Origin of the sequence: Pseudofrankia sp. DC12 (assembly GCF_000966285.1) — a bacterium.
Taxonomy (GTDB): domain Bacteria; phylum Actinomycetota; class Actinomycetes; order Frankiales; family Frankiaceae; genus Pseudofrankia.
Genome location: NZ_KQ031391.1, coordinates 5,687,336 through 5,707,976 on the forward strand (window position 1 = coordinate 5,687,336; position 20,641 = coordinate 5,707,976).

Below are 20,641 nucleotides of genomic sequence, written 5' to 3' on the forward strand. Positions count from 1 at the left end.
GGTTCTCACGCCAGCTCGGTATCGAGACGTCGCCATGGCCGCGCGACCGCGAGGTACGAAGACAGCGCGCGGCTGGCTACGCCAACAGGGCGGAGAGCGTGACGACGCCGTAGCCGCGGTCGCGCAGCGCCGTGATGATCCCGGGAAGCGCGTCGGCGTCGAGCAGCGAGTGATCCTGCGGGTGCGAACCCAGGTGCATCAGGACGATCTCCCCCGGCGTGAGCGCGCTCACCACCCTGTCGGTGACCGAAGCCACGCTGCGCCCGCCGGAGGTGCCCTGCCAGCCGAGGGTGTCGACAGTCCAGCGGACCGGAACGTAGCCGAGCGCGTTCACCGCGGCGATGGTGCGCTGGTCGCGATCGCCGAACGGGAACCGGAACAGCGGTCGCGGGTCGCCGCCGGAAGCCGACCGGATGTCGTGCTCGGCGCCAAGCACCTGGCCGCGGATCTCTGCATCGGTCAGTTTCGTGAAGTATGGGTGAGTCATCGAGTGGTTGCCCAGCCGGTAGCCGCCAGCGGCGATGTCCCGCACCTGCGCCGGGTAGCTCTCCGCGAACTGGCCGGTAAGGAAGAACGTCGCCGGCACCTGCTCGCGCGCCAGCGTCGCGAGGATCGGCGCGACGCCGTCGGCGTTCGCGCCGGCGTCGAAGGTCAGTGCGACGACCTTGCGGTCCGTGGGCATCCGCTCCCAGTCTCGGCCGAGCAGCGACGCCGGCAGGCCGGGCCCAGGTGTCGGCGGCAGGCCGGTCGACGGCCGCGTGCCCGGCGATTTCGCCGTCGTGCCGGCCGGCGCAGCGGTGGCGGGAGATGTGCCGGTGCCTGACGGCAGCTGGCTGGTCGGCGTACTCGGGGCCGGAGTCCCACTGGTGGTCCGGCTGGCGGACGTAACGGCGGCACGGGGACGGCCGTTCCCGTTTCCGCAGGCAGCGACCGCGACCACCAGCAGGCAGAGGAGCGCGCCGAGGGCGGCCGCGCGGCGGCTGCGAATGACGGTGGAGATGACGTGCCTGCCCGCCGCCGGGTTGCGCGGGCCCCGGCGAGTCAGCCAGTCGTAGAACGGACGCCTTCGCGGCGTCCCGGCGCCGTCGCGAGGGGCCGTCAGGCCCTGGTTTCGCTGGGCCGGATGAACCTGGGGCGTCTCGGTCACACCTCACTGTTTCCCAGGATCTGGGGACTGAGTCACTCCGCGTGGCCCTGTGACACGGTAGGAATCGCCCTGGACGAAGTTCGTGGTGCCCGGCCGGCGGGCTGCGCGCGGCCCTGACGGGTCGTGCTCGCCGGCGGGCGGCTGCTGGCGAGCGCCGTCAAATTGCTATGCGGGAGAATCAGACTCGTGGCTGCTCCCGGGACACGCCGGTCGACGTTGGCTCGAAGCCGGGCTCTCGTCACGCAGAGATCCCAATGCCAGGCCCTACGCTCTCCGACCCGGCCGCCATGATCGGAAACCGGGTCGGTCGACGCATCGAATCCTCGTGTGCGAAAGACGGATCAGCCGCTCTTGGCGAGTTCGTCGGCGTCGGCGCGTGTGATAACCGCGTCGGCGATCGCGTACTCGGCTTCGTCGAGGACGAAGAGCGCGAAGTCGATCGCGTTGACGGCGTCCTGCTCCGCCGCCTCAGCATGGAGCTCCGCCTTTCGGGCGTCCCAGTCCTTGCGGCGCTCCTCCGCGTCTGCGCGGATCTCGGCGAAACGCTGGTTCACGGAAGAGCGCACAGCGTCCCAGTGCTCCTTCATGCCGGCCTTCGCCCCGGCGGCGTCCTGCTTGGCCTTGGCCTTGCCCCGCTCGACAGAGGTCTTCAGCTCGGCCCGCTGCGCCTCCAGCCGCTCGCGGTTCCTGTCCCGCGCCGCGGAAACCACGTCCTCGATCTTCCGTGTTCCCTCGGACAGCTCGTCGAGCTGCTCAAACAGCGTCGTCATCCTGACCTCCCTGCCCCTGCTGTTCGTGGCCCTTGATCCGTTCTGGCTGACCGGTCAGCACTCGGTGTCCATACCCTGGCCCGTGGGTCCCGCACATGGACGCATCCGGAAGCGCGGGAACCGGCCGCATACGGAGAGTCACGCACCTGGGGTGCGCGTCGACATCGTGCGCTACGACGCGCGCCGGCCACGGTCAAAACCACCCAGAACCGTGCGGCCCCGGCGCCGAGCAAGATCGGGCAGTGTGACCTGGCGCATGAATCAGGCTCGTAGGACGGTGACCGTGCGGCCGGTTGGGGTGGTGGCGGTGTCGAACTGGGTGCGTTCGCTCAGGTCAGGGGCATCCGGGCGGCGGTCGAAGCTGATGAGGGTGCCGGTGGCGAGGCCGAGGCGGTCGAGGTAGTGGTCGAGCTGGGTGAGGCCCTGGCGTAGCGGGTTGGCTTTGTCGGGGTGCCAGACCTTGAGTTCGAGGGCTTCGCGCTGCCAGTGGCGTTTGCCGTTGTCGTCGGTGTAGGGCCGGCGGATCAGCAGGTCGATCCTTCCGCGGCCGACATCGTATTCCCGGTCCACGTAGCCGCCACCGTTCACGACGCGCTGGAGGAATCCCATGAGGACGAGCTGTGGGGCAACCTCGTGGTAGTGCTCGGTTGTGGTCAGCACATCGCCGTGCTCAATCCAGAACTCGGCGAACTCCCGTAGGAGCAGTTCGACGTCGAGACGACCGTCCGGCAGGACGAAGCCGCGGGGGTCGGTGACGATGTTGGCTTCTACCTGTGTGGTCAGAACGCGGACGATGACTTCTCGGTAGGTGGGGTTGGCGATCCGGACCGGGTTGCTCGTGGCGATCAGGCCGAGGTCGCGGGTATAGGCGAGATCGTCGTCGTAGGGGTCGAGCTGGACCAGGTCACCGGCCAGCAGGGGCTGCACGATGCGGCGGACCCGTGGTTCGGCCAGCCGAGCCGCCAACGAGTCAAGGTGCGTTGCCCGGGCAAGGACCAGCCGTTCCTTTGCCTGTTCCACATGATCAACGGTGATCGGTCGCGAGGCCGGGACCTCCAGTTTCACGACGATCTCGCGAGCCAGGGCGTTGACCAGCCAAGGCTGTCCCGCGGTCAGCTCGAACGCTCGGGCCACGGCCGCCGAGGTGATCTCCTGCCCGGTGTCGGCGGCGTGCTGCCCGTACAGGTGGGCGACCTCGTCCACGGTGAAGTCTCCCAGCCGCAGGGACTCCAGCTTGATGTTGAACGGGCTGGACGTTCCCAGTCGCGACGGGTCGCCCCCCGAGGCCGCCTTATAGTCACGGACGTCGCGGAGGCCGCACAGGGCGATGGAAGCGGGGAAGCTGGTCGGGCGGTCGCGGTAGCCGTCCCGGAGCTGGCTGAGGACACTGATCAGGCTCTGCCCGCTCAGCGCGTCGATCTCGTCGAAGAACAGCACCAGCGGCCGGGGGCAGGCCCGTGCCCACGCCGCCAGGCCTGCGGCGAGAAGTGTGCCCTCGGACGCCTCTGGCCACGGCGGCGGCCGCAGGGCCTGCGGCAGAGCCGTTTCCGCGACCGCGCGCAGGCGAGCGAGGAGGTCGCGGGTCGCTGCGCCATAGTCGTCGAGGGCGGCCCGCCCCGCCTCGCAGGAGAACAGCAACGCGGCATAGCGGCCCTTGGCAGTCAGTTCGTCGGCGAGCGCGGTCAGTGTCGTGGTCTTGCCGGTCTGGTGGGGCGCGTGGACGACGAAGTAGCCTTCCTGCTCCACCAGGTCGGGGACCTCCGGCAGCCGAGACACCGCCGGAACCATGTAGTCGGTCCCGGTGCGGCACGGGCCAGCGGTCTGGAACCGGCGAGCCATCGATCGTCACGCTCCACACGCCAGGCGGCATAGATCACTGCATTCACACCCTACGCATCCGCCCATTATCGTTCGTGATCTCTGGGGTTCGACCGTCAGGCCGCTGGACGGGCAGGCGCGCAAGGCTATGCCATCCCCCGGCGCCCCCCTGTCGGCTGGTCACGCGCCGGCTTGACGAGTGCCTGCGGAGTGCGTCGCCTCGCCCACTTCTCTGGCCTCGCCCACAGCGTTCTGCCGGTCGGCCCGAGGTCGGAAGGATCAGCGGCGAGGTCGGCGAGAAGGTCCGGGAGTACCAGCTCCTCGTCGATGCGTATGGCGTGCTGCTCGAGGGCGGGTCGCAGTTCTGGATCCCAGGCCGCGTCGACGGGCCGGCCGGTGAGCGCACCGCCGCCGACGGCGAGCGCGGCCCGGTAGGCCTCGGCATCGAAACGCCAGGGCTGCCAGGTGATCCGTTCCAGCAGGCCACCGGCGATCCGCAGGCCACCCCAGTCGAAGTCGCCGTGGTAGACGAACCGGGCGCCGTCGCGGGCGAGTGCGTCGAGCAGGCTCAGCACCGCGGCCGACGGCTGGCCCGACACGCAAACGAGGGGCGGGGCGGTGGCGCCCAGCTCGTCGGCCGCGCTGGCCAGCACGATGGGGTTCTCGCAGAGGAAGACGGTGCGCGTGCCGACGCCGAGGTCCGGCTGGTGCTGGCTGTGGCTGAGCTGGCGCAGCGTGAGCACGCAGGGCTCCCCGGTCTCGGCCGCGGCGGCGAGCACGCGCCCGGTCGAGGTCGCCGAGCCGCCGGGCAGGCCCAGGCACAGCACGGTCGACGAGAGGTCGTCGCGGTGGACCCCGACGGTGGCCCAGGCGGCTCGGCGGCCCGCGGCGGAGCCGTCGCCGGTCGGGCTGGAGCCGCCCAGCACCCGGGCCGCGGGCAGCGCGAGCGTCGTCAGCGGTCGGCCGTCGTCCAGGGCGTGGGCGTCGCCGGCGCAGGCCGCGGCCAGCCGGCCGAGTGCGATTCCGGGCGAAGGCAAGGCCTCGAGCACCGCCACGAGTCCGCGGACCAAGGCCGCGGCCGTCTCCGGGGTTCCCGTCAGCCGGCGCAGCGTGCCAGTGCCGTCCAGCCAGCTCAGCCAGGATGTGAGGATCGGACGCGCGGCGACGAGCTCGTCCAGCGGTGCCCGCGCCGCCGACCAGGCCGACCCCTCGGCGGCGGCCTGCGCGGCCAGATTCTGGACGGGGCCGGTCAACAGGTGGATGGCCTCGGCGAGCCCCCCGGGCGCTGCGCCGCTGGCGCGCAGCAGGGCGTCGACGTCGTCCAGGGACACCGACAGCGACGCGCCGGCACCCGCTCGGCGGCCGAGCAGCAGTTCGGCCGCCCGCCGCTGGTCCGGGCTGGCGTTGCCAAGGGTGACGACGCCGGTGAGCGGCCGGCCCTGCTCGAGGCGGCGCCGCGCCCGGCTGACCAGCCAGCCGGTGTGCTCGCCGCCCAGCAGCCGCCGCAGCCGATCGCTGTCGCGGCTAGGCGGACCCGAGGCGTCGGCGCCCATCAACCGGCGCCCATCAGTCGAACGGAAGCAGGGCGGCGGCGTCAGGCGGAGCGTCCTGCGCGGTTCGCGGTGCCTGCGGGAGGTGCGGCACCGGCCGCTCCAGGCGGGACCGGGCCTGACCGTCCCAGCGCCAGGGGGTGACGAGCACCGCGTCGACGCCGTCGCGGCGGGAGAGCTGGGCGATCGCCAGGCCGGGCACCTCCGGGTAGCAGCCCCACTCGCGTTCGCTCGTCATGACGACGTCCAGGTCGAACGCGGCCAGTAGGCCGAGGCATTTGGCGCGGGAGTCGTCGTCGACGCCCGCGAAGGCCTCGTCCAGCGCGATCAGGCGCGGCGCCCGCTGTCCGCCGGCCGAGTCGTAGAACGAGGACGCGGCGGCGAACAGCGGCACCGAGGCGGCGAGCACCCGCTCGCCGCCGGACGCCGGACCGGTCGCCGGGCGCCACACCCCGTCCTGGAAACGCTGGACGGCGAACTCGTGCCAGTGCCGGTAGTCGAGGGCGCGGGTCAGCTGCTCGGCCCAGCCGCCGGTGGTGTCGGCGCTGTGCTCCCGGCTGATCTCCTCCTGGAGGAACGCGCCGACCGCCGCCCGGTCGGCGGCGCTCCACGCGTCGGTGGTCTGGCGCAGCAGCCGGTCGCGGACCGGCCCCAGCCCGTCGGGCGCGGTGCGGGCGGTCCGCCACTGCAGCCGCAGCCGCATCCCGGTCGAGGTCGGCCGGGTCTCCAGCGCGGCGTTGATCTGGCGGACCTGCTCCTCGGCGGCGCTGATCAGCTCCTGCAACGCGCCGGCCACCTCGTTGACCAGATGGTTCTCCAGGATCTCGCGTTCCTTCGCCGAGAGCAGCAGCGCTCGCTGCTCGGTCTCGGCGGCGAGCGCCGCGACCAGCGCGGGGACGTCCTGTCGACGGCCCTGGAAGAGCACATCGACGACGATCACACCGTCGGTGACGACCATCCCGACCGTGTGGCCATGGCGGGACAACGCGTCGGTGAGGATCTTGTGTTCGGCTGACACCCGCTGCTGGACGAGCTCCCAACGGCGGTCGGCCTCGTCGACGCCGTCGAGCGCGGCGTTGACGGCCCGGGCGAGTGTGATCGCCGGGCTGGGGACCCAGGACACCGCCGGGTCGGGGATCTCCAGCTCCGGGACCGCGACCGCGAGCAGCCCGGTCGCGGCGAACGCCCGCAGCCGGTCGACGGCGGCCTCCCGATCGGCGGCGGCCTGCGCGATGGAGGCGGCCAGGGCCTCCCGGCGGCCCTGCGCCTGGCCCCGTTCGCCGAGCGCGGCGCGCTCGGCCGCCCGGGCCGCCTTCTCCTCCCGGCCGCAGGTGGCAAGGCCGGCGTCGACGGCGGCGAGTCTGCGGTGCAGCTCGTCGACGGCGGCGCCGGAGTTCTCGACCAGCACACGGTGCCGTTCGGCGGCGGCCTCGGCCTGCGCCGCGGCTTCGGCCTGGTCCTCGAGAGCAGCGGTGTGCCGGCTGGCCGCGTCGTCGAGCTCGGCGGTGGCCCTGTCCTGCGTCTGGTGGGACCGGGCGAGCGCCTGCGCCGCCGGCCACAGTCCGGCGAGCGCCGCGCGGTAGTCACCGAGGGCCGCGCGCACGAGCGCGAGCGCTGCCTCGTCGATGGGTAGCCCGACGTCGCCCGCGAACTCCACCGCTAGGGCGTGTGCCTGCTCCGCTTCGGCTCGGCGCTGGCCAAGGACGGTGACCGCCTGCTCGTGTTCGAGATCGACGCGTCGGCGTGCGGCGTGCTCGTGGGCGAGGGCTGCGTGGGCGTCCCGAAGTGCCGTGTCGGCCGGCAGCTGCCCGTGCTCCGCGGCGAGCGCGCGCTGCTGGTCGGCGAGGCCGGCCACCGCCGCGGCAAGGGTGGCCAGACGCTCGCGCAGGCCGTCCGCCTCGGCGCGCAGCCGGACCAGCCGCTCCCGCCGGGCCGCTTCCCGCGCACCCTCGCCGAGGTAGGTCGCGGCGGGCTTGTGCCACGAGCCGGCCAGCACCCCGTTGCGGAAGCGGCCGTCGACACCGACCCAGGTGGCCCCGTCGTCGTCGTCCAGGCCGATCGCCGCGAGAACCCGCGCCAGGACAGCGTCGTCGAGCGCCGCGGCCGACTGGTCGGCGCGGTCGACCGCCGGCACGAGCACCGTCGCGAGAGTGCGGCCCGCCGCCGGGCGGTCGGCCGCGACGAGCACGTCGTCGGTGACCGCGTCGCGCAGCTGGCCGCCGGGGCTGACCCAGGCGTCGAGGATGCCAGCCGCCTCCAGCGCGGCCTCGATGCCGGCCCGGTGCTCGGCGGGCACCCCGTCCGCGAAGTCCACCGCCTTCCACAGCGGCGCGCCAGGGCGACCCGTGCGGGCCGGCGCCGCGCGGGTGTACGGCGTGGGCGGCGCGTCGTGGCCGCCGGCGACCAGCCGGTCGATCTCCTCGGTCAGCGCCGCGAGCTCGGTCCGCGTGGTCTCGGTCTCGGTCTCGGCCTCGGCCTGCCGGCGGCCGAGCGCCGCGGTCGCGTCCCGGGCCGCCTCGTCGACGGCCGTCACCAGCGGGCTGCGGCCGTCAGGAGCGTCCACCCAGTCGGCGAGGGCGGCCAGCGTCACGTCCTGGTCCGGCAGCCGCAGGTGCAGACAGCGGCGCAGGTAGGCGGCGGCCGCCTCCAGCAGCTGGTCGCCGCGCTGGGTGACCTGGTCGTCGGCCGCCGCGATGCGGGCGGCGACCGCCTGCTGCTCGCCGATGATCCGGTCCAGCGCGACCCTGGCGGCGACTGCCGCCGCCGCGACCGCCGCCGCCGTGCCGAGCAGTCCCTCCAGGCTCGACACGGCCCGCTGCTGGTCGGTGAGGATCGCGTCGGCCGCGCGGCGCGCGTCCGGATACGGCGGCGCCTCCCGTTCCAGCTCGCGCAGCACGCGGGCGTGCCGGTCGCCGGCCAGGGCGGCGCCGGCGGAGCGGGCGGCGTCATCGGCGACGGCGGCGAACGACACCTCGTCGCCGTGGACCGCGCTCTGGGCGTCGGCGACCTGGGCACGCCAGCTCTCGACGGCCTGGGCGGCCTGCTGGCTGTCCCGCGCGCGCTGCGCCGCGAACCGGGCGAGCCGGCCGGCCTCCTGCTCGGCGAAGCCCAGCGCCTTGGCGTCGCGCATCTCCGGGCTGTCGCTCAGGGCCTCACGCCGGGCCGCGAGCTGTTCGGCTTCCCGCGCGAGCGCCTCCAGCCGCGTGACCGCGGAGTCCAGCGCCTCCTGCGCGCGCTCGCGGGCGGTCTCCGCCTCGGCCAGCTCGCGGCCGTGCTGCTCGTAGCGGCTGTGCGCCTGGCGCGGCGGTGCGGCGAAGCGCTTCGCCGCGATCTGGGCGTAGCGGCCGTAGTGGGTGAGGAATGCCTGCGTCGCGGCCTGGGCCTCGGTGAGCGCGCGCAGCACCTCCCGCTCCTCGTCCAGCCCGCGGAACGCCTCGGCGACCGTGGTCACCAGGGCCGGGTCCAGTGGCGCGAGCGCCTCGGTCAGCGCCCGGGACAGCAGCTTCTCGTCCGGCTTCTTGGACAGCTGCGGCTGGCGGAGCTGGATGAGCAGGTTCACCAGCGTCTCGTAGCGCTGCGGCCCGAGGCCGAACAGCGCCTCGTCGACGGCTCGCCGATAGTCGGACGCAGTGTCGTACACCTGCCCGTGGCCCTCGACGACCTCCTTGAGCTTGTCCCTGGTCAGTGCCACCCGGGTCGGGCCGACGAGGGTGAAGTCGGCGCCGACCCGCCGGCTCGTGACGAAGAACCAGTGACGGGCGATCCCACGGCCGGCGACCGCCTTCAGCCCGGCCCCGATCGTGCGGTACTCGGGCGCACCATCCGCGCCGACCCGGCCGAACTCGAGCCAGGTGTAACCGAGCCGTTCCGGGTGCGGGTGCCGGCCGCCGAGCAGCAGGTTCCACTCCATCCGCTTGTTGCGGTCGCCGTCGGGCTCGACCCGGTGCGGGGCAAGCTCCCCGTCGAGCAGGAACGGCAGCGTCAGCGCGAGCACCTTCGACTTGCCGGTGCCGTTGTTGCCGCGCAGCAGCAGCCGCCCGTCGTAGAAGTGAAACTCCTCCACGTCGTAGTAAAAGAGGTCCACCAGCCCGGCACGGAGCGGCTGCCACCGGTCCCGGCGCGGGACCGGTGGCAGCGTCGGGCCCACGCCATTGGCTGGCACCCCGCCCGCGGCGGGGCTGGTCAGTGCCTGCGCCGTGTTGCTCACCGACGGTCTCCCCGGTTCTTCGCGGCCCTGGCCCGGCGGCTGGCGCCGACAGGCGCGGCGTCGGTCTGGCGGTCCCTGATCGTCGGCGCGTCGACGGCGTACCGCGCGATCGCCGGCCGGGCGAGGACCGCGGGCGGCTCGTCCGGCTCGGCGGGCGCGTCGGCCACCAGACGCAGTGCGCGCAGCTTCTCGAGCGCGGTCGCGAGAAGCTCGGCGTCCGCGCCGGGCTCGGTGACGCCGCGCCGCCAGTACGAGGCGTGCTCGGCGGCCTGTTGGCGGACATAGGCGCGCAGCCGGCTGAGCGGCACCGGCTGGCCGGCGCCGGCGCGCTCGGCCAGGTACTCGGCGACGAGGAGAGTGAGGTGGCCGTCGGTGCGCTGTTCGGGCATCCGCACGTCGGTGAGCTCGTCATCGGGGTCGACCATCGCGATTCCCTCGGCCCGCATCTCCGTGACCAGCCCGGTGGCATCCTCGATCCGCCGGGTGATCGCGTGGCGCTGGCCGGCCAGGTAGGCGCGCTCGTCGTCGGCGAGCTCGTCGTAGTAGACCACCGGCTCGTCCAGCAGCCGGCGGGTCAGCCGCTGGCGCAGCGCCCGGTTGCGCAGGTCGTCGGTGTCGGGCACCGGCTCGGCGGTGAGCTCGGCCAGCCTGGTGTCGAAGGCGGCCGCGTCGATGGTCGACGGCCCGCGGGTGCCGGTCAGCATCGACCCGAGCACCCGGCGGTGCACGTCGTACAGCGCGTCGCCGCTGTTGGACAGGTAGGCGTCCTCGTCGCCCGCGACCCGCTCGAGCACGCCGAGCGAGAGCAGCAGCCGCACGACCGCGACCAGATCCGAGCGTTCGTCGCGGCGGCCCAGGGTGAAGGTGACTCCCGCCGCGGTGAGCTCCGGGTCGCTCGCCGCGACCAGCACCCCCTCGGCCAGCCGGCCGAGGGTGATCTGGGCGTCGGCCGCCTCCAGCACCGACAGCGCCAGGCACAGCAGCACATAGCGGCGCCGGCCGAAGGGCGCCTTGCCCTTGCCGTCCCTGGCCGGGTAGGTGGCTTCCGAGGTGGTCGCGACGGTCTTGAACAGCCGGGCGGAGTCCGCGCCGACGACCAGGCGCCAGCCGGTCTCGGACGCGAGCCACTCTCGCAGCTCGGTCGCGTGCCGTCGGATCAGCCGCAGCACCTCGTCGTCGGCGCCGGCGGTGCGCAGCGGCCCGGCCAGCAGCGCGCGCAGTGCCCGGCGTCGCGCGGCGCGGTTCTCGGCCTCGCGCGGCTCTAGCTCCATGGTCGATTTCCTGCTCCGACGGGTTCCCGCTCGTCGCGCGACGGCGACGGCGGGTGGCGGCCGGGACCCACCCGCTGGGGTGGGACCACGGCGGCCGCGAGATCGACGATCTCCACGACGTGCTGCGGGCCACGCAGCGTTCCGTCCTCGGTCTCGACGGTCACGACGCCGCCGTCCGGTACCACGGACAACCGGACGAGGATCGTGCCGTCGCTCGACGTCGTCGTCACCTCGTCGTCGCCGGGAAGACGCGCGGAGAGGGCATCGCCGAGCAGGCTGAGGAACAGGCGGAACGCATGACGGTCCAGGGCGCCGAGCTCGGAGAGCAGGACCGGCCGGTCGGTGGCCAGCCGGGCGCGGGCGGCCGCGGCCTGCTCGGCCTCCGCGGCCGCGTACTGCTCCAGTAGCTGGCGCTGCGCCGCCCGGTCGGCGACCCGGTTGGGGCTCCCACGCCGCTCGTAGGAGCCGGTCCGGCGCAGCTGTGGGCTGATCCGCACCGGCGGCGCCTCCCGCCAGGGTGTGCCCGGCGCCGGAGTCTCGGCCTCCCAGGCGGTGATCGTCTCCTGCGTGACCGTCAGGTGCCGAGCCGGGGAGAGCCCGAACGCGGCCCGCCACAGCCGGTGCGCCGCCGCGTCGTCCGGCGCCTGGGCGAACCAGCGCGCGAGCGTACGAAAATCCGCCGACCGGTCGGACCGGCCGGAGCGCCGCTCGTTGAGCGCGGCCACGGTGTCGATGAGCTGGGTGATCGCCGTGACGGCCGCGCCCCGCAGCAGCCGGGCCTGCGAGGGATGACCGGCACCCGAGACGAACCAGTCCCGCAGGCCGCGCCACCGGTTGCGCCAGCCGGCCAGCGCCGCCTCGACGGCCGCGTCGTAGGCCGACCCGGGGACGGCACTCGCTCCGGTCGGCTCCTGCTCGCCAGGAAGCGGGTCCGGCAGGGCGTCGCTCGCCTCTCGGCGGGCGACGACGAGCAGCAGCGGGGTGACGTCGGCCTGTTCCAGGTGGCCCAGCAGGGTGGCGATCTCCGCGCCGCGGTTCGCCAGGTCGGCGATGAACCGGTTGATGTAGTCGATGAGCCGCTGCTTGTAGGCGACGAACGCGTCGACGTCGCCGTCCGAAAAGTCGATCACGCGGCGTAGTGACGCCATGAAGGCCTGCGCGTTGTCGGCCAGGCCGGTGAACCGCTCGGCGAGCCCGAGCACCAGCAGATGAACCTTGGCCGGGTCCAGCGTCGACCGGTCGGCCGAGGCCAGCTCTAGCAGCGCCCGCAGCTGCGAGGCGATGTCCGCCAGGGCGACGGACTGCAGGGCACCGCGCCGGCCGATCGCCTGCTCGTAGACCGCGATAGCCTCCTCGGCCGCCTGTCCGGCCGGCGTCAGCTGGTACAGGTAGCGCGCCCGGTGGAAGTCCGCCACGGTCGTGACCCGGCCCGTGTCCGGGTCACGACGCAGGTTGCCCCACTCGGCGAGCTGGTCGAGCACAGCCGTCATCGACTCGGCCAGCACGGCGCCACCGACATCCGCGCTGACGTCCTCGGGCCGCAGATGGACGATGAAGCGGTCCCGCGCACGGGCGAAGGCGGTCAACACGTCCCGGTAAAGCGTGGCGTTGGGCGCGCCGAGGTGCGCGAACGGCGCAGGATTGGCGGACGGGCCCGGCGCGACACCGCCGGTAGCCGGCATCTCAGCTTCCCCTTGGTTGGCCATCGGTCCAGTATCCCGACAAGGCCCGACAACCCGGAGGGCGGTTCAGTCATCAAACGGCTACTGGCGGCGAGAACGTGCGACTGGTCAGCCCGGCAGCCACAGTCGGCGGCTCACGAGCGGCGCCGGACCGGTCATGGCCGGCGGGGGGAGGGGAGCACGAGCAGAGCCAGTTTTGAGGTGACGGTCCAGCCCGACGATGACGTCGAGCACGCCGACGAAGCGATCCGATCCGCTCGACTCGGGCATCCCAATGGCGGCCGGCAGCGACTGTCGGCGCCGCGGCCGCTCGAGCAGGTCAGTTGTACGCATTCGATCACGGTCTGGTACCGTTGGCTACGACAGTGCATGAGCAGACAGTTCTCGTGCCGGCAGGTCGAGGGGCGAGCGGTGGCAACTGCGCCGAGCGTGAGCCGCGCCAGCGTCTTTCCGGGAAGGGGGGCGGAATCCCACCCGGCTGCCGCCACAGACCTCGGCGCGCCGGCCGCCGGTTACAGGGTCACGAACGTGTAGCCCCTGCTCTTCAGCTGAGGCAGGACCGTTGCGAGGGCCTGCACCGTCTCCGAGCGGTCCGTACCGCTGTCCCCGCGCCGGTTCCCGTCGCCGTCGTGGCAGAGCAGGATGTCGCCCGGCCTCGTCGCGAGGAGGCTCGCGACGATCTTCTGGGTGCCGGGGCGAGACCAGTCCGCGGGGTCGACGTTCCAGGCGATCGGGGTCAGGCCGTTCTTGGCCGCCGTCGCGAACGCGGCCGGCGGGAAGTCGCCGCCCGGTGCGCGGAACAGGCGCGGCGCGGTGCCTGCGGCCTTCGTGATCACGGACTGGGCCTGGTCGATCTCCTGCCCGATCGCGGCTGCGGACCGGTGCGAGAACGGCAGCGGATGCGTCATGCTGTGGTTACAGATCGCGTGGCCATCGGCGACGATCCGCCGGACGAGATCCGGGTGGGCCTGTGCCTGCCTGCCGATGAGGCAGAAGGTCGCACGGACGTTGTACTTCCGCAGCAACGCGAGCATGCGCGGTGTCCAGGTGGGGTCCGGCCCGTCGTCGATGGTCAGCGCGACCGCGTTGGCCGGAGCGTGCGGAAGGATCTGGTGCACGGTGTAGACCGGTCGCTTCCGCACGGCCGCTGACGCCGCCGCTGCTGGCCGTGTCGCCGGTGTCGGGTGCGCGGCCGGGGCCTGCTGCGCCGCTGGACTCCGCGTTGCCCTCGGGGACTCGGACGCCAGGGCCGGGCGCGCGGTCTCCAGCACTCCCGCCGACGTCAACCCGACCGCACCCGCCACGGCCCAGACCAGCACGCGGGATCGGATGTCGCGTTCGCCCCGGTCACGGGCCGTCTCCGGTGACCGATCACGCCACCAGGTCCTCGCTCGGAGTCCGCTTGTCCGGCCATCGGTGGGCGGCGTGCCTTCAGGCTGGTTGGACGGGGTGGTCTTGGCGCGGAGCGACAAAGAAATGCTTTCCCACGACACCTGCGGAATCCCGGCAGCCCGGCGCATGAAAGTGCGGCCGGCTTGTTGTGCCAGCGATGAAGGCGCTCGGTGGCACCAGCCGGACGAACGCCTGAGATCGTTCCGCTTCTGCCCCGCGAACAGAGAAGATGACAGGTGCCGGAACCGTGGGCAGAACTCGATGTCGGCCCGGCATTCGTGCCCGGGCGGGTTCGTGCCGCCGACCGGAACGGCACCCACGATAGACAGCGCTCTGTACTCCGGGCAAACACCTAGCGTCGCCAGAGGTGCCCCCGGTCGCTGACTGTGTGCATCTCCCCTTCGCCCACAGTGAGACCGGCGGCCGGCCTGTGGTCATCGTCACGCGCTGTCCCCTACCCGGGGTATTCCAAGCGTGGCCGACCTGCGTCGTGACGTGTCGAACGTGAGGCGGAGCCGCCGCTGAGCGACCCCGCCGCTCGCCCGGTGGTTCTCGCCTCGGCACGACGCGTCGACACGACGATGGAGCTATGACCGAACGTCACACCGGCGAACCCATCGTCCGCCTCGCCGCACGGGTCGTGCTCCTGCATGCCGACGGCGCGGTGCTTCTCCAACTCCATGACAGGCCGCACGAACCGCACTGGGCCTGCCCGGGCGGCGGGATAGAACCCGGAGAGGACCCGCGTGCCGCGGCGCGGCGCGAACTCGCCGAGGAGACGGGACGCGACGACCTGCCCGGCGACGAGCTTTGGCATTGGCGCCACCGCTTCCGCTTCGCGGACGGGCTTGTCACTCAGCACGAGACCTACTACCTGGCCCGGACCACCGCCCTCGATCTGCCCCGGTCCCTGGCGGACCCTGCCGACGGCATCGTGCTGCGAGCGTGGAAGAGACCGGAGCAGATCCGCCGCCTGACCGAACCCGTCTGGCCCCCGAACCTCGCCGACCTCATCGATCAGCTCGGCTGAACCCGGTGCCTGGCTGGCCAACCGTCGACCGGGCTGGTCTAGGTTCGCGGCCCCTTTCGCCCGCGCGAGGGGGCAGAACGCCGCGTCGGAACCGGCGGCGGCCGCGGTGCTCCGGCTGGCAGCCGGAGTCGGCTGGGATGCCCCCGCCGGGCCGTCGCCGGTACGGCAGCCGGAGGCTAGCGCCACGGCGACGGCGAGGACAGCGAGCACAACGCAGTCGGCACCGGCCAGTTCGCCGGCGCCGACTGCGTACCACGGCCGCCGGTTCGATGGCGGCTCGCTTGATTCTTCTAGTGTGCGGAGCGGACCAGTTCCCGCTCGTCCCCCGGACGGTCGTCGTCGGACGGGCCGGCGCCGGAAGCCGCGATGACCGGCTGGTCAGCCGGTTCCACGGAGAAATGCGGAGTGATCCGGTCGAGCCACCGGGGGAGATACCAGTTGGCCTTGCCGAAGATGTTCATCAGCGCGGGCACGAGCATCGTCCGCAGGATGAACGCGTCCAAGAAGACCGCAGTGGCGAGACCGGTGCCAAAAAGCTTGATCGGCCGGCCCGGGCTCAGGAAGAAGCCGAGGAAGACGGCAATCATGATCAGTGCGGCGGCGGTGATGATGCCGCCGGTCTCGGCCTGGCCGATCGTCACCGACCGCCTGTTGTCGCGGGTGTGCACCCATTCCTCGTGCATGCGACTGACCAGGAACACCTGATAGTCCATCGACAGGCCGAACAGGATGGCGAACATCATGACCGGCATCCAGGCGTCGATCGGCCCGCCTGGTCCTGCGCCGACGCTGTCGGAAAGCCAGCCGTACTGGAAGACCGCCACGACCACGCCGAAGGAGCCGGCCGCGGCCAGCAGGTTCATCACCGCGGCGGTCACCGGGATGACCAGGCTGCGGAACGCGAGCAGCAGCAGGATGAACGACAGGCCGACCACGACCGTGATGAACAACGGCATCTTGCGTCCGAGCACCGTGGCGAAGTCGACGTTGATGGCCGTGCCGCCGTAGGCATAGATGTGGTTGCCTGAACCGTCGTACAACGGCGGGAGAACGGTCGAACGCAGGTGCCGGACCAGCGTGTAGGTCTTCTCCGACTGCGGAGACGTGGTCGTCTTGAAGGTGACGAACGCGACGTCCTTGGTCAGCTGGCTGGTGCCCAGGCTGCCTGGGTCGATGCCTGGGATGCCGGCCAGCGTCTTCGACACGCGCTCCAGATAAGCCTGGTCCGAGGCGCCCGGGCCACTGACGACGGCTTCCAGGGCCGAGTTGTAACCGACACCGAAGCTGCTGGCGATCAGGTCGTAGCCGGAACGAGTGGTGGAGCCCTTCGGATCGCTGCCCTGGTCGCTGGCGCCCAGCTGGAGCGAGAAGAACGGCAGTGCGATGACGACCATCATCGCTCCCGCGACAACCGCGACCGGAATGCGGTTGCGGGCGACGAACTGCGACCACCGGGCCCAGATCCCCACCGGCTGGTCGTCGATGAACTGGCCGGCCCGCACGGCCGCCCGGTGCCGCCTGGGCAGCACCTTCAGGCCGAACAGGCTGAGCAGCGCGGGTAGTAGGCTAAGCGAGGCGATCATGGTGAAGCCGACCGCGAGCGCTGTTGCCACGGCCATGCCGTTGAAGAAGCTCACGCCGAGCGCAATGAGGCCAAGAATGGCGATGCAGACGGTCGAGCCGGCGAAGAGTACGGCGCGGCCCGACGTGTTGATCGCGTTCACGATGGACTCGGCAACGGGCATTCCGCGCCGCAGGTTGCGGCGATGTCGCGTGACGATGAACAGCGCGTAGTCGACACCGACGCCGATGACCATCAACTCGGCCAGGTACGGGGTGATGTTTGACACATTGATGGCGTGGCTGAGGATGTAGATGAGCCCGAGGCCGCTGACGAGGGCGACCACCGCGCTGGCCAGCGGAAGCACCGTGGCGGCGACGGTACGGAACACGAACGCCAGGATGATCAGTGCGGCGAGGAACCCGATGAGGACCGAGTTGCCCGAGCCGCCGCTCTGCCCGATGCCGTTGAAGGCGTCGCCGGTGAACTCGACCTGGAGCTGGTCGCTGCCCAGGGTCTTCAGCTCGTCGTAGACGTTCTTGAACAGGGTGGCGTCGTAGTGGTCATTTTCCCAGATCACCGTGACCAGCGCAGTGGTGGAGCCACGGGAACGGTTGAGCAAGGTCGGGTTCCCCGGGCCCGCCGCGGCGCTCTTCGAGCAGTCGATCGACTGCCACGGCGTCGCGATCAGGGCCACGTGGTCACCCGAGCCGCACAGCTTGACCAGAGCTGGCTGCAGCTGCGCGGGTGCCCCGCTGAACGCGCCGGTCCGGTCCTTGAGGACGACTGTGCCCGACGCGCCGTTCTGGTTGTTCAGCCCCGCATTCTTCAGCAGGTTCGCCACTGAAGCGGTCTCAGTGTGGGGGAGGCTGAACGTGTCCTTGTATGATGCCCCGCCCATCGCGCCGGCAATACCCTGCACCGCGATGACGAAGACAACCCAACCGGCGACGACAAGCCATCGGCGACGGACGGCGAACTCCGCGATCCCTCTCAACAGTACTCCCGCTCAACGTCTGGCAACCGTCGAAACAACAGGACATCGACGGCCGAATACGGATCAGCTGCAGTTTTACACAGGCTTTTGGCTGGTCGGCATCTCGAAGGAAAAGAGTGACGAGCATCCTGCCGCCGGTGGGAGGCGGCTCCGCGCGCGCAATCTGGCCAGTCCGGATTGGCCGACCGGGACGGGGCCGGTCAGGGCCGAGGCCCCCGGCCCGCCTCGCGGAACCCCCGCGATCGGCGCACTGGCAGGCACGGAGCAGCATCTCGGGCGTGGAGACGACGGTTGCCGGGTTGGCCGGCGAGGCGGGCGACGACGACCTGGTGGCGGCGGTGCGGGTGGCGCTCGTCGCTGCGGCCGATCCGGCGAAAGCGCCAGGTATGCAGGCGTACATGAAGTCGCGGATGCCGTTCCTCGGAGTACCGAAGCCGGCCCGCGAACGCGCGCTTCGCCCCGTGTTCACCGCACGGACGCTTCCGGACCCGGACCGCTGGACGGCCACCGTCCTCGCGCTGTGGCGGCGGGCGGAGTATCGGGAAGAGAGGTATGCGGCAATTGACTTGACCGGCCATCGCGCATACCGCACCTACCAGCGATCGACGACGCTGGCCCTGTACGAGGAGATGGTCACCACCGGTGCCTGGTGGGACTACGTGGACGAGATTGCCTCCCGCCGGATCGGGCCGCTGCTCGCCGCCGACCCGGCCGTCGTCCGTCCCGAGATGCTGGCCTGGAGCCGGGACAGCGACCTGTGGCGGCGCCGCACGTCGATCATCTGTCAGCTGTCCTTCAAGGCGGCGACGGACCTCGACCTGCTGTACGCCTGCATCGACGCCAACCTCGCCGACCGGGACTTCTTCATCCGCAAGGCGATCGGCTGGGCGCTGCGCCAGTACGCCTGGACGGACCCAGGCGAGGTCCGCCGTTTCGTCGCCGCACGCGGCGACGCCCTGTCGCCGCTGTCCCGCCGCGAGGCACTGAAGAACATCACGCCCCAGTAGCCCGCGGAGCTCGCGAGGTTCAGCCATGCGCCGCGGTGGTGGGTAAGCCCGGACAGCGTCCACGGCGTAGGACTCGACGCCGGCCAGATCGACCGATGAGGGCTGGGTCAGCTCGTGACGAGGCGTAGTGGCTGCGGCCGGTCGCGGTTGAGACGGTCGAGCGCCGCGGCCGTCGCCGCGTCGGCGGGCAGGTGGGCGAGCAGGCGCTGGTCGTCGTCGACAGCCGCTGGTCCTCGCTCGGCGTCAGCAGGATCTCGCAGTCGAGCACGATGGGCCCGATCGCCGGGTGCTGTACCCGCATCCGGCTGTGGCGGGGCACCGCCACCTCATGCGGCTGCCAGAGCGCGACGAACTCCTCGCTGGTGGCGCTGAGCCTGTTGACGAGCGCGGTGGCGTCGGTGTCGTACCTCGGCGCGCCACGGCCGCGCGCAGGTCGGCCACCAGACGGTGGCCCTGGTCGCCCTGTTCGTCAGCCGGGTACGCGCGCCGCACCGCCGGGTCGTTGAACCACTGCCACACGACGTTGTGGTCCTGCGTGCAGTCGTGGCGGCGCAGCGAACAGGGGGCCGCCGAACAGGTCGCGAAGACCTACCCCCTGGCAGAGAGAGCTGAGACGGCTGCGCACCGCCTAGGTGGTCGGCGCCGGGCACGCCTTCGTCCACAGGTCAGCAGCGCCCTGACCAGGTTCTTCACCCACTGCGCCACCGTCGGCGAGAACGTTCCCGAGATCGTCGCCCTCGCCGAGGCCACCTCCACCTGGCACGAGGAGATCGCCAACGCCATCCTGCGCGGCCTGCCAGACGCCACCACCGAGGGCGTCGATTGGCTGATCAGGCTGGTCTACCGATCAGCGTTCGGCCTCACGAACGTCACCAACCAGCAACGCCGCGCCGCCAAATCGCCACTCGGAGCAGTCGCCCGCTCTGGCTGTACACCGTTACAACCATCGGACACATCGAGTGACCACCTGACAGCGGCCTCCACCGAGCCGCGGAGAGCCAGAAACGCGGGATTGCGGATTGCGGATGGGGGACGAGAATCCCAGGTGCTCGGCGGGTCCGTCTGCGTCGTCGGCGCAGGATGGGCGTGGCATCCAGCCAGCGCCGGTGCCGGAAGACGGTGAGGGGGCCGGGTATGACTCCGCTTGGAAGGAATTTCGGGTGACGCCGCGGGCCGGCCGGCGGACCTGGCTGGTCGCGACGGACGCGCCGGCCGCGACGGTTCTCATCCGCCTTTACGTGGGCCTGGTGTTCCTTACCGAGGGAATCCTGAAGTTCCTGCGTCCTCACACGCTGGGCACCGGCCGTTTTGACAAGATCGGCATCCCCGCGCCCGGTTTCTTCGCGCCGTTCACCGGTGTGTTCGAGATCGTCTGCGGGACGCTGCTTCTGGTCGGGCTGCTGACCCGGGTCGCCGCGATACCGATGGTCGTGGACATGACGTGCGCCCTGATCGTTACCAAGATCCCGGTCCTGTGGGGCGGTTCGGCGCTGTTCAAGGACGAGTCCGGCTGGGGGGACTTCCTCCACGAAGCCCGAGTGGATCTCGCGCAGTTGTGTGGCAGCCTGTTTCTGCTGATCGTCGGTGCTGGCGCCTACTCGTTCGATGCCCGCCTGCGTCATGCCGCTGCCGTGTCGGGCTTGGCGGACGCGGACCGAGGCTGGAGTCCGGCAGGCAGGCGGACGGTGGGCGGCGCCGTCGGCGTGTCGCCAGGCCGGGAGCCGGCTGGCCGGGAGCCTGAGGACCCCGGGTCCTGGTCCGGGCGGCGACCTGGACGGCCTCCCACGAGGTAGGAGGGTCGACCGGCGTGGTGGGTCGACCGGCGTGGATAGCCTCGCGGCAAGGGCTACGGAACCTCGAGGCCGAGGTCGGTCAACGTAGCCCTCCAGCGCGCCGACCGGGACCCGGCACGGTGACCTCCGCTCGCTCCGGCTGGGTCATGACCAGATCATCCCCTCCTACAGGCGATCCCGGCGCGATCCGTCGCGTCCGCTACTTTCCGCGTCAGGTAGCTTCGCAGCCGGCGCGTCAGAATCGTCTCACCATTTCTGTCAGCCCCCGAGCGTCGGCCGAGAGGGCCTTCATCGACACCGCGCCCTCATCGGGCGCCGGGACGGGTGGGCACTCCCGAGGTGGCTCCAGTGCCGAGGGGCCGTACCAGGTCCTTCACCCTGCTGTCCCAGGGCTGTCGCCAGACCGACCGATGAGC

At 71.8% G+C, this 20,641-nt stretch carries 13 protein-coding genes and 1 pseudogene; 4 read left to right on the top strand and 10 right to left on the bottom strand.

The features are described 5' to 3' along the window. Nucleotides 1–76: 76 nt before the first annotated feature. From FRADC12_RS22940 to FRADC12_RS33420, 8 genes are all read right to left on the bottom strand, one after another. Nucleotides 77–1,147, bottom strand: coding sequence for a polysaccharide deacetylase family protein (locus tag FRADC12_RS22940; protein WP_232303978.1), 1,071 nt, complete (start codon nucleotides 1,145–1,147; stop codon nucleotides 77–79). A gap of 341 nt (nucleotides 1,148–1,488) precedes the next feature. Next, complete coding sequence (locus FRADC12_RS22945) at nucleotides 1,489–1,917, bottom strand: hypothetical protein (RefSeq protein ID WP_045878183.1); 429 nt, start codon at nucleotides 1,915–1,917, stop codon at nucleotides 1,489–1,491. A 261-nt stretch (nucleotides 1,918–2,178) separates the two neighbouring features. Continuing rightward, nucleotides 2,179–3,693 (bottom strand): AAA family ATPase, encoded by a 1,515-nt coding sequence (locus FRADC12_RS22950; RefSeq protein ID WP_232303979.1) that lies wholly within the window; start codon nucleotides 3,691–3,693, stop codon nucleotides 2,179–2,181. Nucleotides 3,694–3,881: 188 nt separating this feature from the next. Next, nucleotides 3,882–5,288 (bottom strand): TIGR02679 family protein, encoded by a 1,407-nt coding sequence (locus FRADC12_RS22955; protein ID WP_084011128.1) that lies wholly within the window; start codon nucleotides 5,286–5,288, stop codon nucleotides 3,882–3,884. A gap of 13 nt (nucleotides 5,289–5,301) precedes the next feature. Beyond that, nucleotides 5,302–9,492, bottom strand: coding sequence for a TIGR02680 family protein (locus tag FRADC12_RS22960; protein ID WP_232303980.1), 4,191 nt, complete (start codon nucleotides 9,490–9,492; stop codon nucleotides 5,302–5,304). Then, nucleotides 9,489–10,763, bottom strand: a complete 1,275-nt coding sequence (locus tag FRADC12_RS22965) for a TIGR02678 family protein (RefSeq protein ID WP_045878185.1) — start codon at nucleotides 10,761–10,763, stop codon at nucleotides 9,489–9,491. The genes FRADC12_RS22960 and FRADC12_RS22965 overlap by 4 nt, the downstream gene beginning before the upstream one ends. Further along, on the bottom strand, nucleotides 10,754–12,445 hold the full coding sequence (locus tag FRADC12_RS22970) for a TIGR02677 family protein (RefSeq protein ID WP_157489167.1): 1,692 nt from the start codon (nucleotides 12,443–12,445) through the stop codon (nucleotides 10,754–10,756). Before FRADC12_RS22970 ends, FRADC12_RS22965 begins: the two co-directional genes overlap by 10 nt. Nucleotides 12,446–12,957: 512 nt before the next feature. Then, on the bottom strand, nucleotides 12,958–13,587 hold the full coding sequence (locus tag FRADC12_RS33420) for a polysaccharide deacetylase family protein (protein ID WP_232303981.1): 630 nt from the start codon (nucleotides 13,585–13,587) through the stop codon (nucleotides 12,958–12,960). 839 nt (nucleotides 13,588–14,426) lie between these two features. On the opposite strand from FRADC12_RS33420, the gene FRADC12_RS22980 reads away from it, so the two are divergent. Further along, a complete protein-coding gene (locus FRADC12_RS22980) occupies nucleotides 14,427–14,867 on the top strand; it encodes an NUDIX hydrolase (RefSeq protein WP_045878186.1) in 441 nt (146 codons plus the stop codon). Between the two features lie 290 nt (nucleotides 14,868–15,157). Here FRADC12_RS22980 and FRADC12_RS22985 read toward each other — a convergent pair whose 3' ends face one another. After that, a complete protein-coding gene (locus FRADC12_RS22985; protein ID WP_045878187.1) occupies nucleotides 15,158–17,425 on the bottom strand; it encodes an MMPL family transporter in 2,268 nt (755 codons plus the stop codon). A gap of 278 nt (nucleotides 17,426–17,703) precedes the next feature. Between FRADC12_RS22985 and FRADC12_RS22990 the strand changes: the two genes are divergently transcribed. Beyond that, a complete protein-coding gene (locus FRADC12_RS22990) occupies nucleotides 17,704–18,432 on the top strand; it encodes a DNA alkylation repair protein (protein ID WP_198153012.1) in 729 nt (242 codons plus the stop codon). A 19-nt stretch (nucleotides 18,433–18,451) separates the two neighbouring features. Here the strand turns inward: FRADC12_RS22990 and FRADC12_RS35115 are convergent. Beyond that, nucleotides 18,452–18,951, bottom strand: a pseudogene (locus tag FRADC12_RS35115) (MmyB family transcriptional regulator). Nucleotides 18,952–18,967: 16 nt separating this feature from the next. Here FRADC12_RS35115 and FRADC12_RS31670 point away from each other — a divergent pair. Both FRADC12_RS31670 and FRADC12_RS22995 read left to right on the top strand, forming a co-directional pair. After that, nucleotides 18,968–19,555, top strand: coding sequence for a transposase (locus FRADC12_RS31670; RefSeq protein WP_232303982.1), 588 nt, complete (start codon nucleotides 18,968–18,970; stop codon nucleotides 19,553–19,555). Nucleotides 19,556–19,592: 37 nt separating this feature from the next. Then, nucleotides 19,593–20,225, top strand: coding sequence for a DoxX family protein (locus FRADC12_RS22995; RefSeq protein WP_232303983.1), 633 nt, complete (start codon nucleotides 19,593–19,595; stop codon nucleotides 20,223–20,225). Nucleotides 20,226–20,641: the final 416 nt, after the last annotated feature.

What these genes read in the sequence shown, in the direction of transcription:
- FRADC12_RS22945 (WP_045878183.1), bottom strand. Translation starts at nt 1,917, where the DNA reads ATGACGACGCTGTTTGAGCAGCTCGACGAGCTGTCCGAGGGAACACGG.
- FRADC12_RS22955 (WP_084011128.1), bottom strand. Translation starts at nt 5,288, where the DNA reads ATGGGCGCCGACGCCTCGGGTCCGCCTAGCCGCGACAGCGATCGGCTG.
- FRADC12_RS22965 (WP_045878185.1), bottom strand. Translation starts at nt 10,763, where the DNA reads ATGGAGCTAGAGCCGCGCGAGGCCGAGAACCGCGCCGCGCGACGCCGG.
- FRADC12_RS22970 (WP_157489167.1), bottom strand. Translation starts at nt 12,445, where the DNA reads ATGCCGGCTACCGGCGGTGTCGCGCCGGGCCCGTCCGCCAATCCTGCG.
- FRADC12_RS22980 (WP_045878186.1), top strand. Translation starts at nt 14,427, where the DNA reads ATGACCGAACGTCACACCGGCGAACCCATCGTCCGCCTCGCCGCACGG.